This is a genomic window from Pseudoalteromonas sp. MelDa3 (assembly GCF_002863625.1).
Classification (GTDB): Bacteria; Pseudomonadota; Gammaproteobacteria; order Enterobacterales; family Alteromonadaceae; genus Pseudoalteromonas; species Pseudoalteromonas arctica.
In genome coordinates, this window is the sequence record NZ_PJBR01000124.1 from 1 (window position 1) to 12,554 (window position 12,554).

Annotated in this window: 10 protein-coding genes and 2 pseudogenes; 5 read left to right on the top strand and 7 right to left on the bottom strand. The window is 39.9% G+C overall.

Going from position 1 to position 12,554, the window contains the following annotated elements; genetic code table 11:
- Both CXF89_RS17470 and CXF89_RS17475 read right to left on the bottom strand, forming a co-directional pair.
- Positions 1-195: pseudogene (locus tag CXF89_RS17470) on the bottom strand (hypothetical protein); the annotation flags it as partial.
- A gap of 56 nt (positions 196-251) precedes the next feature.
- Positions 252-539 carry a hypothetical protein gene (locus tag CXF89_RS17475; protein WP_007582180.1) on the bottom strand — a complete coding sequence of 96 codons (288 nt, stop codon included), beginning with the start codon at positions 537-539 and terminating at the stop codon, positions 252-254.
- Between the two features lie 245 nt (positions 540-784).
- Between CXF89_RS17475 and CXF89_RS17480 the strand changes: the two genes are divergently transcribed.
- The 4 genes from CXF89_RS17480 to CXF89_RS17495 all read left to right on the top strand — a co-directional run bounded on the left by CXF89_RS17480 (position 785) and on the right by CXF89_RS17495 (position 5,037).
- Positions 785-1,168 carry an RNA-binding S4 domain-containing protein gene (locus CXF89_RS17480; protein WP_121955325.1) on the top strand — a complete coding sequence of 128 codons (384 nt, stop codon included), beginning with the start codon at positions 785-787 and terminating at the stop codon, positions 1,166-1,168.
- A 155-nt stretch (positions 1,169-1,323) separates the two neighbouring features.
- Positions 1,324-1,698, top strand: a complete 375-nt coding sequence (locus CXF89_RS17485; RefSeq protein WP_257983240.1) for a hypothetical protein — start codon at positions 1,324-1,326, stop codon at positions 1,696-1,698.
- A 202-nt stretch (positions 1,699-1,900) separates the two neighbouring features.
- Positions 1,901-4,645, top strand: a complete 2,745-nt coding sequence (acnA, locus tag CXF89_RS17490) for an aconitate hydratase AcnA (protein WP_010554785.1) — start codon at positions 1,901-1,903, stop codon at positions 4,643-4,645.
- A gap of 137 nt (positions 4,646-4,782) precedes the next feature.
- Positions 4,783-5,037 (top strand): hypothetical protein, encoded by a 255-nt coding sequence (locus CXF89_RS17495; RefSeq protein WP_007582187.1) that lies wholly within the window; start codon positions 4,783-4,785, stop codon positions 5,035-5,037.
- On the opposite strand, the gene CXF89_RS17500 is transcribed toward CXF89_RS17495, so the two are convergent.
- The 4 genes from CXF89_RS17500 to CXF89_RS17515 form a co-directional block, all read right to left on the bottom strand.
- A complete protein-coding gene (locus CXF89_RS17500) occupies positions 5,038-5,586 on the bottom strand; it encodes a DUF4124 domain-containing protein (protein WP_010554783.1) in 549 nt (182 codons plus the stop codon).
- Positions 5,587-5,731: 145 nt separating this feature from the next.
- On the bottom strand, positions 5,732-6,472 hold the full coding sequence (locus CXF89_RS17505; protein ID WP_007582191.1) for a phosphoadenylyl-sulfate reductase: 741 nt from the start codon (positions 6,470-6,472) through the stop codon (positions 5,732-5,734).
- A gap of 43 nt (positions 6,473-6,515) precedes the next feature.
- Positions 6,516-8,213: an assimilatory sulfite reductase (NADPH) hemoprotein subunit gene (gene cysI / locus CXF89_RS17510; protein WP_007582193.1), complete on the bottom strand. Its 1,698-nt coding sequence runs from the start codon at positions 8,211-8,213 to the stop codon at positions 6,516-6,518.
- Between the two features lie 61 nt (positions 8,214-8,274).
- On the bottom strand, positions 8,275-10,089 hold the full coding sequence (locus tag CXF89_RS17515; protein WP_121955326.1) for an assimilatory sulfite reductase (NADPH) flavoprotein subunit: 1,815 nt from the start codon (positions 10,087-10,089) through the stop codon (positions 8,275-8,277).
- 303 nt (positions 10,090-10,392) lie between these two features.
- Between CXF89_RS17515 and CXF89_RS17520 the strand changes: the two genes are divergently transcribed.
- Positions 10,393-12,018 carry an endonuclease gene (locus tag CXF89_RS17520; RefSeq protein ID WP_121955327.1) on the top strand — a complete coding sequence of 542 codons (1,626 nt, stop codon included), beginning with the start codon at positions 10,393-10,395 and terminating at the stop codon, positions 12,016-12,018.
- An 87-nt stretch (positions 12,019-12,105) separates the two neighbouring features.
- Here CXF89_RS17520 and CXF89_RS17525 read toward each other — a convergent pair.
- Positions 12,106-12,554, bottom strand: a pseudogene (locus CXF89_RS17525) (hypothetical protein); the annotation flags it as partial.

Below are 12,554 nucleotides of genomic sequence, written 5' to 3' on the forward strand. Positions count from 1 at the left end.
GACAACTAACGTCGCATTTTTATATGCTTTTGGTACTACGATATTTTGGTATTGATAAGGTAGAGTTTGAGCAGCCAGTTTAGTTTCTAGCTGCTGCTTTTGATTTGTACTCAGTGCTTGCGTGTAAACATACACAGTGGGTTGCTGGCACGCACTTAATAAAATGACTAAGCACGCTAAAAGTATATTTTTCATCATCAACCTCAAATAGATTACACTTGTAGTCTATTTGATTTTTGATAAATAGCAAATCAGTTAGTTTGGCTATCTAACCAAGCATCAACACTTTTGCGAGTATATAAAACTTCTTTAAATAAACGATGACGTTCAAATTCAAGTTTTGTTTTTCTCGTGGCATCACCACTAACTAAACGGCTATGGGTATCATTGAATTTTGAAATTACAGAAAAACCGCGCTCATCTTGATCAGCTTGCTTTTTTACAGAATTAGCAAGGTGCTCTCTAACATCGTCAGCAGTTAACATACCTGAATTGTCTAATCCCATTAGCTCTTTTTTCATTGCTAATCTTACGCCCATTTCCTACTCCATTTAATGAAAACTATTTAATCCGCCAAAGTTTTAGCAATTAGCAGGCCATACGTAAAATTAACTGCTGCAAAGGTTACTCTTCAATTGCTTCAGTTTTTTTAAAGACAGATAAAATACATAAAAAATTTCATAGCTATTTAAGTATTACAATTAGCGAAAGTCACTTGCTTTGGTGCAAAAGTAGCTGCAAGCCTTTATACTACAGCTTGTGCGTTACCCCACCGAGAGCAAATATGAACGAAGAATACATAGAAATAGAATTAGAAGAAGAGCCAATTGAGCTTTGTAAATTATTAAAAGTACTAAACTTAGTTGAAGGTGGCGGCCAAGCTAAAAACCTAATTACCGAAGGCTATGTGGGTGTTAACCATGAAATTTGTACAATAAAGCGGAAAAAATTATACAGTGGCGATGTATTAGAATTTGATGGTGAATTTTTTAAACTTGTGCTAAGTGAAGATGCAACCCCTGCAGAAAAACCTGCGGTACAAACTCAAGCAGAGTCAAAGCAAGCTGCACCACAACCAACAAATCAGCCAGCTAAAAGTAAGCGCAAGCGAACTAAAAAACCAAAAGTAGATGATAAAACAGGTCGTCGTCCTATTTCATTTGGTTAAGCATTTAAAAGCCCTCTTTTTATATAAAAAGGTCAACTTGTATAGTTGGCCTTTTTACTCTTTAATAACCTGGTTAATAATAATAAAAACAAGGTTATAAAATGTCTGTTAAAACACCTAAAAATTGGTTTAAGCCAGTTGTATAGGCGGCACTAATATGGAACTTACTTGGCGTTATTGCATTTGCTATGCACATGATGATGACACCCGAAATGATAGGTAAACTTCCGCTAGATCAACAAGCTGCCTACTCTAACGTTCCTATTTGGTCAACCATTGCATTTGCTATAGCTGTATTTGGAAGCACTTTTGGTTGTCTGTTTTTACTTGCTAAAAACGCGCTGGCAACACCTACTTTTGCGCTATCGCTCGGCGCTATTTTAATTCAGCAATATTATAATTTTGTGGTCATAAACAGTATTGAGCTACTTGGCGCAAGTGCTGTATTTATGCCTATTTTTGTAATCATTATTGCCATTGCTTTACTTTGTTTGAGTATTAAAGGTAAGCAACAAGGTTGGTTACAATAATTAATAAGGGTCGAAATAACTTTTGACCCTACCTCTTTCAAATCATCTCTTGAAATTAAACTTTTCAGCATCATCTCTACTATATTAACTGTACAAAATTCATTCTCTAAACACGATTTTTTACACTGGTATGTACTTTGCAACTCGAACACTACAGAGGTCACTCTTCAAAATATTTTTCTAATTCATAAAGGGGCAAATAATGAATAATAGTTTCGATACCCAACATCAGCTCACAATAAATGGTGAGCAATATCATATTCATTCTCTAAAAGGACTTGGCGACAAAGCGAAACGATTGCCCTTTTCCTTAAAAGTATTACTTGAAAACCTTCTTCGTAACGAAGATGGCGCAAATATAAAAGAACAAGATATTCAAGCCCTTCTTAATTGGGATCCTCAAGCAAAACCTGCATCTGAAGTTGCCTTTACACCTGCCCGTGTAGTTATGCAAGACTTTACCGGCGTACCTGCTATTGTTGATTTAGCCGCGATGCGTGACGCAATGGAGAAGCTAGGTGGCGATCCTGCAAAAATAAACCCGTTATCACCTGCTGAACTTGTTATTGACCATTCGGTACAAGTAGATGGCTACGGAAATGATGGTGCATTTGATTTAAATGCAAAACTTGAATACGACCGAAATAAAGAACGTTACGAATTTTTACGTTGGGGACAAACCGCTTTTGATAATTTAAAAGTAGTGCCACCAGCAACCGGCATTGTTCACCAAGTAAACCTAGAATACTTAGCGCGCGTTGTTTTTAATGAAGAGCGCGACGGCAAAAAATTCGCTTACCCAGATACGCTTGTAGGGACTGACTCTCACACCACCATGATTAATGGCTTAGGTGTGCTTGGTTGGGGTGTCGGCGGCATTGAAGCCGAAGCAGCCATGCTTGGTCAGCCAATTAGCTTACTCATTCCACAAGTAGTCGGTATGAAGCTAAGCGGCCGCTTACCTGAAGGTACGACCGCAACCGATTTAGTGTTAACTGTAACCGAAATACTGCGTAACCATGGTGTAGTGGGTAAATTTGTAGAGTTTTATGGTGATGGCCTTGCCGACTTACCACTTGCCGATAGAGCAACCATAGCGAATATGGCACCAGAATACGGCGCTACGTGTGGTATTTTCCCAATTGATGATGAAACCATTAACTACCTTCGCTTAACAAACCGCGACGAAAGTCACCTAAAGGTAATTGAGGATTACGCAAAACACCAAGGTTTATGGCGTAACGATGGTGACGAAGCTAGCTATACCGATACACTCGAGCTTAAACTAGGTGATGTTGTACCAAGCCTTGCAGGCCCTAAACGACCACAGGATAGAATTTCCCTAGACAAGGCTGGTGAAGTGATTAGCCAGCATTTAAAAAACTTTCAAGATGAACGTATGGCTCGTCGTGATAATAGCGACGAAGAACAAGCTCGTATTGAAAGTGAAGGGCCAACAACAAATCCAGATGAACCAGTTAACGAAGCGCAGTTTATGGGCGCCGCTAAGGTTAAATTTAAAGGCCAAGAGTTTGAACTAAACGATGGCGCTTGTGTTATTGCCGCAATTACCAGCTGTACTAATACTTCTAACCCAAGTGTTATTTTAGCTGCTGGTTTGGTTGCCAAAAAAGCAAAACAGTTAGGCATTAATGTAAAACCTTGGGTTAAAACATCACTTGCACCAGGCTCTAAAGTAGTTACCGACTACCTAGAAAAAGCAGGCCTGATGGATGACCTAGAAAGCCTAGGCTTTAACTTAGTTGGCTACGGCTGTACTACGTGTATTGGTAACTCAGGGCCGCTTGCAACTGAAATATCAGACGCAATTCAAAAACATAAATTGGTAGTGAGCTCTATTTTATCGGGTAACCGTAACTTTGAAGGGCGTATTCACCAAGATGTTAAAATGAACTTTTTAGCGTCGCCTCCGCTTGTTGTTGCTTACGCCATTGCGGGCAGAACCGATATTGACGTATACAACGAACCCCTGGCTCAAGATGCTAACGGTAACGATATTTACCTTAAAAATATTTGGCCGAGCGTTAAAGAAGTAAGTGACCTAGTTAAAGAAACAGTAACTAAAGAAATGTTCGAAAAAAGCTACGCTAACGTTTACGAAGGCGATAGCCGTTGGCAGCAAATTAAAATACCAGATGGCAAACTTTACGATTGGGATGACGCATCTACCTACATTAAAAAAGCACCATTTTTTGATGGTATGAAAGTAGAACCACCGGGCATTCCTACTATAGAAGGTGCACGTTGTTTAGCTAAGCTTGGGGATTCAGTAACCACTGACCATATTTCTCCAGCAGGTGCTATCAAAGCAGATGCACCAGCAGGTTTATACTTGCAAGAAAATGGCGTAGATAAAGCGCAGTTTAACTCGTACGGTTCACGCCGTGGTAATCACGAAGTAATGATGCGTGGTACGTTTGCTAATGTGCGTCTTAAAAACTTACTAGCACCAGGTACTGAAGGTGGCGTAACACGTACTCAGCCTGGCGATACGCTAGAGAGTATTTATGATGCAGCAATGGAGTATCAAAAAAATAATACGCCACTCATTATTTTAGCGGGTAAGGAATACGGTACGGGTTCATCTCGTGACTGGGCTGCTAAAGGCTCACTTTTATTAGGCGTTAAAGCCGTTGTAGCACAAAGCTATGAACGTATTCATCGCTCTAACTTAATTGGTATGGGTGTATTACCTCTGCAATTTAAAGAAGGTGAAAGCTACGAGTCACATGGGTTAACAGGGCAAGAACAATTTGATATTGATGGCCTGTACGATAAAACCGATGAAGTAACCGTTATTGCTACAAATGCCGAAGGTAAAAAAGTAACCTTGAGTGCTGATGTACGTATTGATACCCCTAAAGAGTGGGATTACTACAAACACGGCGGTATTTTACAATATGTACTGCGTAATATGCTCGACTAACAAAGACAGTAGTTAATACATTTAAAAACCCAGTTTAGTAATAAGCTGGGCTTTTTTATGTGTGCTGTTTGTTGTCTTAAATCAATGCTAAGCATTTAAAGCGTGCCTACACTATAGCGACTATTAGTGGGGTAACTATGTCGCAAACGATGATAATTAGGCTGCTTAAAACATCAATAGTGCTTGGGTTGTGCCTTATTGTGACTGGCCACACTTTAATTGTGTCGAGTTACTTCACTGTTAATCATGGTATTAAAGGAATAATTATAGCCGCGGCATGCATTGCTGTAGGTGTACTGCTGTCGCTTCCCACTAAAATATATTTAACCGTATTATTGATGGAAGCCGAAAAACGTTATTTAAAAAACCATAAAAGCACTCACTCTAAATAATTAGAGTGCACTTAAATTATTAATTTCTTTATTACGTTTTTCTAGTTTGTCTTTTACATTTTCGGCATCATTAAATAGCTTTTTAACAGAGTCTGGGTTCAAAATACTGATCCCCTCTGGTGCAGCCGACATTGTATTTGTACTTGGAGAGGTATTTAAAATAGATGTGTCTTCTGCTGCAATAACAGTAATATCTTTAGGATCGAGTTTTACTTCAATACTTTTTGCATGCGGGTTAGGTGTATCAGAAAAGTGCCATTGGCCTGTTTCGTCTTGCCACTTAAAAATTTTGCTGCTTGAGGTAGTACTTTCAGGCATTGGTTCATCAGAAATACTGCTCGCAATTTTATCGCCAGCTTGCTTAACGCCCTGCACTGCTTGGTCCAAAGTATTGCTAGATAGCGCAACCATTTTTTCTTTAATTTGCTGAGATTCACTGCTAATTGATGATGCAGAAAGCCATGTTTGACCATCGGGCTTTTTTAAATAAAACAAAGAGATAACTGCAATAGCCATGATTGATATAGCTAAGTAGGTAAAGTATTTCATAGCGTTCCTGCTTTAATTAATCCTTTATTGCCTTGAGTCTAATAAAAAATACTTAATTAGGCAATTTTTTGTACCCTAATAAAAGAAAATAAAAACGCAGCCGAAGCTGCGTTTTTATTTGCAATTTAACTACACCGTAGTCGCGTTAAATACCGTCACCATCCATGTGTAGTCCGCATTCTCGGTTTAAACCAAAAAAGCGAGTTTCTTCCTCTGTCATTCCTGGTTCTAACTTACGTGTTGTATGTACGTCTCCCATAGACACATAACCTTGCTCCCATAATGGGTGGTAAGGTAAATCGTGCTTAGTAAGATACTGATACACGTCGCGGTTAGACCATTCAATAATCGGGTACACTTTAACGGTACCACGGCTAATTTCTACAAACTGTTTATCAGCACGTGTAGATGATTGATCGCGGCGCAAACCACTAAACCACGTGCCCGCTTCTATTTCTTTTAACGCACGGGTCATCGGCTCTACTTTATTAAGCTGATTATATTGCTTAATGCCGTCTTCGCCTTTCTCCCATAGTTTACCAAATTTAGCCTCTTGCCATGCTGGGCTAAGCGGCGCTCTATACACCTTTAAGTTAAGTGATAAACGCTCACTCATTTGCTCAATAAACTGATACGTTTCAGGAAATAAATAGCCTGTATCGGTTAATACAACGGGAATATCTGGACGTTGTGAGGTCATTAAATGCAGCATTACTGCCGCTTGAATACCAAAGCTAGATGATAAAAAAGCCGTATTAGGCAAGTTATCAAGCGCCCATGCAACACGCTGTTCTGCGCTCATATTCGCTAGTAAACCATTAGCATCAGCTAACATAGCCGTTTGGCTTTGTTTATCTAGCTGTAAAATGTTTTTAAATTCACTCATGGTAAATTCCAAACCTCACCAGCGCCAAAGCGCTGGTATTTAATTAAGCGTGAAAATCGGTTACTGATACTTTTACTTCAGCAACAATGCCTTTGCGTATAACAAAGTCACCAAAACACTCACCGTCATTGCGCTCGCTTGCCCATTGGCCAATGAGCTTATCGAATGCTTCTAGGTAAACGTCTTCGCCTACGTTCTCAAGGTACAATTTAGGAATACGTGTGCCTTCTAAATTACCACCTAAGTAAACGTTGTACTTACCTGGGCCTTTACCTACTAAACCTGCTTCTGCAAGCATTGCGCGGCCACAACCGTTAGGGCAACCTACAACGCGCATAATAATGCTGTCATCGGGTATACCGTGCTTAGCAAGTAATGCTTCAGTTTTTTCTACTAGGCTTGGTAAGTAACGCTCTGCTTCGGCCATTGCAAGTGGGCACGTTGGCAGTGAAACACACGCCATAGAATTTTTACGCTGCTGCGAATCTGTGTCGTCAATCAGGCCATGGCTACGTGCAATCTCTTCAATCACGGCTTTTTGATCTGCAGGTACGCCAGCAATAATTAAGTTTTGGTTTGCCGTCATACGCATGTCACCTTGGTGAACTTCTGCAATTTTACGACAACCTGTTTTAAGCGGCTTGCCTGGATAGTCTAAAATACGACCACTTTGAATAAATAGCGTTAAGTGGTGCTTACCATCAATGCCTTCAACCCAACCAATACGATCGCCACGGTGAGTAAACTCAAACGGACGGCTTGGTGCAAACGTAACGCCTGAGCGCTTTTCAACTTCTGCTTTAAATACATCAACACCTACACGGTCTAATGTGTATTTAGTTTTTGCATTTTTACGGTTTGAACGATTACCCCAATCGCGCTGCACAGATACAACATGCTCTGCAATTTTTAAGGTATCTTCTAGCGTAATAAAGCCAAAGTCATCAGCCTTACGCGGATAAGTTGCTGTATCGCCGTGCGTCATCGCAAGGCCACCGCCCACTAATACGTTAAAACCAACAAGTTTGCCGTTATCAGCAATTGCCACAAAGTTTAAATCGTTAGCGTGTACATCAACTTCGTTGTTAGGTGGAATAGTCACCGTGGTTTTAAACTTACGCGGTAAGTAATTAGATCCTAAAATTGGCTCTTCTGTGGTTTCTGCTTTTTCGCCATTTAACCAAATTTCGGCATACGCTTTCGTTTTTGGTAATAAATGTTCAGAAATTTTTGCAGCCCAGTCGTAAGCTTCTTGATGTAGCTCAGACTCAACGGGATTAGTAGTACAAAGCACATTACGGTTAACGTCACCCGCTGTAGCAATAGAGTCTATACCTACGCTATCAAGCATTTGGTGCATGCCTTTAATATTAGGCTTTAACACTCCATGAAACTGAAACGTTTGACGCGTTGTTAAACGAATGCTGCCGTAGCTTGTTTTGTCATCTGCAAACTTGTCGATTGCTAACCACTGCTCTGGCTTAATAATACCGCCAGGCATACGTGCACGTAACATTACATTATGTAGCGGCTCTAGCTTTTGCTTAGCGCGCTCACCACGTATATCGCGGTCATCTTGTTGGTACATACCGTGAAAACGTATTAACTGAAAGTTATCGGCTGTAAAGCCACCAGTAATTTCGTCTGTTAAATCTTTTTCTATGGTGCCACGTAAAAAGTTACTTTCTCTTTTCAAACGTTCGTTATCAGAAAGTTTTACGTTTTTATCTTGTTCGCTCATTTTAAATCCTAAATTTGTTACAGTGACGGCTGCTAGCTGTTAAATAAAATAAGAAACGTGATTAATACACGTCTTTCTGATAGCGGTTTGCGCTACGCAAATCTTTTAAATATTGCTCTGCGTCTTCATTGCTCTTGCCTGTGTTTTCTTTAACAATATCAAGCAAGGCGTTGTGTACATCTTTTGCCATGCGATTTGCATCGCCACAAATATAAAAGTGAGCGCCAGCTTCTAGCCATTCAAACACGTCTTTACTGTTACTGCGTAACTTATCTTGTACGTATACTTTTTCTGCTTGATCGCGACTAAATGCAACATCTACTTTGTTAAGTAAACCCGATTTTAAATAACCCTGTATTTCTACTTGGTATAAAAAGTCTTGAGTGAAATGTGGGTTACCAAAAAACAACCAGTTTTTGCCTTGTGCTTCACGCGAATCACGCTCTTGTAAAAATGCACGGAACGGCGCAATACCCGTACCAGGACCAACCATAATCACAGGTGTATCATCGTTAGTGGGTAGACGGAAATTGTCGTTGTGTTCGCTAAATACTTTAACTTTACAACCTTCTTCTGCACGACGAGTTAAGTAACCAGTACAGCCACCTAAATGCTCGCTATCAAATGCATCAAACTGCACTAGACCTAGTGTTAAATGTACTTCGTCTTCAACCTCAGCTTGGCTAGATGCAATTGAGTACAAACGAGCTTGTAGTTTACGTAGGCAGTCTACTAATTTTTGTGCATCAATTTTTGCAGGGTTTTGGCGAATTACATCAAATATTTGGCGAGGTTCAATATACGCACGCATTGCGGCTTTATCTTCTACAAGCTTTAATAATTCAGGCGTACCAGTTGCTATTGCGTATTTTTCTACAAAACCAGGGTATGACTGAGTCAGCTCTAGTTTTTCAATAAGTGCGCCGCGTACGCTTAGCTCTTCATCACCTACTTTTACAATGCTTGTTGCATCTATTTGAGTAAGTGTAAGTACTTCATCAACTAATACATCATCATTTAAAAAGTACACACCTAATGAATCACCAGGTGTGTAAGTAATGTCTGAACCTTCAAGCGAAATTTCAACGTGGCGTACATCTTTAGTGGAGTCGCGACCGGTAATTTTTTGAACTGTTAATAGCTCTGCTTCAAATGGATTTTGTTTTGTATATTGGCTTGAAGCGGTCATTGGTGCGCCAAATGGCATTGATACAACTTGACCACCAGCGGCTTCTTGCTGCGCTTTTAAATCAGGTTCGAATGCATCAACTGCACCGGCAATCCATGTTGCAGCTTCATCTTCGTAATCTACATCTAAATCAGCACGTTGATATATGGTTTGCGCACCGAGTTTATTTAAACGCTCTTCAAAATCTTTTGCTGTTTGGCAGAAAAACTCATAGCTAGAATCACCTAAGCCAATAACCGCTATTTTTACATCGTCTAGTTTTGGCGCTTTTTTAGTGGCTAAAAATTCGTGAAGTGTTTCTGCGTCTTCAGGTGGCTCACCTTCGCCGTAAGTAGATACAACGATAGTTAAAAACTTTTCTTTTTTCAGGGCTGTTGGTTTGTAATCTGACATGCTAACAAGCTTAACTGCTAAGCCTCGCGACTCAGCCTGCTCTTTCATTTTGGTAGCTACACCTTTTGCGTTACCTGTTTGCGAACCATATAAAATAGTTAGCGCTGCTGCATCACCCGCAGCCGGTACGCCTGCCGTAGAAGCACCTAACGCAGCCGAATTAGCATTTGCAGCTAAGTAACCACTTACCCACGCTTGTTGAATTGGATTAAGTTCAGCCACTAAACCTTGCAGCTTTTGTACTTGATCTTGCGATAGCGGGCTTGCCGCAGCATTTAGTTGACCTAACAACATGAATCGATTCCCCATAACCCTGAAAATTAAACACAACACACTTTGTGTATTGTTAAAAATGAGTTTTACCTCATCCAGAGCGTATCTGTTGAGGTTTTCTAAGTATGTAGGATAACGGGCTCTGCATAGATAAAAAAAGAATAGAATCTGCTTTGATATTCCATTTAGTTATTAATTTATAAAAATACCTTCAAAAACAGATTAAAGGACGATTATTGCCTTTTACAGCACTTTAAATTAACAATTTTGTAACCTAACTAATGTAGGGTATATTCCTCATTCAAAATAAAAATAGGAACAACTATGTTACACGGGAAATATAAAAATAAACTACTTAGTACCGTATTATTACTTGGCTCATTACCTGTAATGGCCAATGTAGCTAATGGCGACTTTGAACAATGGACTGGCAATACACCTAGTTCTTGGAGCACTATTGATAGCGGAATCAGCTTAACGCGCTCAACCAGTACAGTTAAAAGCGGTAGTAGCTCTGCTGCTGTAAATGTAACAACAGGATCGCAAAGTAACACTGATTTACTACAACAAGTTGCTGTAGAAGCGGGTAAAATCTATAACTTTTCGGCTGATGTTTACCACACCGAAGGTAAAATTAAAGCTCGCTTGTATGTAGATGGTTATCAAGGCTATTCAAATCAAGCACAAACTAACCAATGGCAAACAGTTAGCCATAGCTATACAGCAAATAGTGATAAAACAATTAGCGTAGGGCTTAGGTTTTATGATGTAAGTGGATTTGATGGCAGCGAAACCGTATACGTAGATAACTTTTTACCAAATGCTGATGGCAACGCATCAACAAGTTGTACCGACAATAGCCTTACACTAACGCTTAATACCGATAATTACGGTAGCGAAACTAGCTGGGCCGTTAATAACAATCAAGGTAGTGCTGTTGCTAACGGCAGTGGTTACGCATCAAACACTCAGTATGATGAGCAAATATGCCTAACTGATGGTACTTACACACTTGTTATTAACGACAGCTACGGCGATGGCATGTGTTGTTCAACAGGTAATGGCAGTTATGCGCTTAAGCAAGGCTCTACCACACTTGCTAGCGGTGCAAGTTTTAATAATACAGACAGCACGGAATTTACTTTAGGCAGTGGCTCTGGTGATGGCGGCGGGACCAACCCAACACCAACTGGCTACTATGTTACTGCTCAAGGGCTATCGGGTTATGCACTAAAAACTGAGCTTTATAATATTATTAAAGATCATAATGCACAGGGTTACTCGGCTATTTGGAATTTTTACGACTCATCAGCACGTGATACATACTTTGAAAACGATAACAGCATTTTAGATATGTATAGCGAAAAACCAAACGGCTCAGATAGCTACAATTATGCTGCGGTGAGCGATCAATGTGGTAACTATAGTGGAGAAGGCGGCTGTTACAACCGTGAACATTCATTTCCTAAAAGCTGGTTTGGCGGCACTATTGAACCAATGAACTCAGATGTGCATCATATTTACGCAACCGACGGTTATGTAAACTCAAAACGTAGTAACTTCCCATTTGGTGAAGTAGCAAGCGCTTCATTTACATCAACTAACGGAAGTAAATTAGGTTCTGCCGCAAATTCATTAAATTACTCAGGTACTGTATTTGAGCCAATTGACGAATTTAAAGGTGACTTTGCTCGCGCTTATTTTTACATGGCAACGCGCTACGAAAATGTAATAGGCACTTGGCAAACCAAAACGACCTCAAGTAATGCTGTACTTAATGGTTCAAGCAACCAAGTATTTGAAAGCTGGGTTGTAGCCATGCTGCTTAACTGGCATAACAGCGATCCTGTAAGCCAAATGGAACTTGACCGTAACCAAGCAGCGTTTGAATTTCAAGGCAATCGTAACCCGTATATCGACCACCCTGAATTTGTAGAAATGATCTGGTAAAAGTTAGCAGTTAAAACAAAAGCCTTTGCAAATGCAAAGGCTTTAACTTTTAGCGTGTAATATTTTTTATAGTCACAATGGTTTAAGCTAATTATAAGAAACAGCTGCGATAAGTGATTTTTCAGCTCTGTTTTTCATCAACGTTAAAAGTGAATGATGAAAATCTTGAAATATCACCTCACCCCATATTCGCGAATAAACACCAAAATTTGTATTATCTTGCACGGTCGTTTTTAACGTTAAAATCGTATTGCCGCTTTTATCTTCACTTAACTCATACCCACCGTAAAGAGGTGAAAAGTATTCACCGCCTAGTTTTACGTGTTTATCGAGTGCGTCATCGGGGATAGCATCTGGGTCTATATCAAATCTATAATGCATTTTTTTGTTTGGCTGCCAGTCGGTTATTACTTCTTCAAACACAACGCCTTTTTGCCAAGTACTTGTGCGAACAGCGCCTATACCGCTAGCATTCATACTTGCCTTTAATGGCTTTGGTACACCAATTAATTGAGTGAGTGAAAAAGGCACTTCCT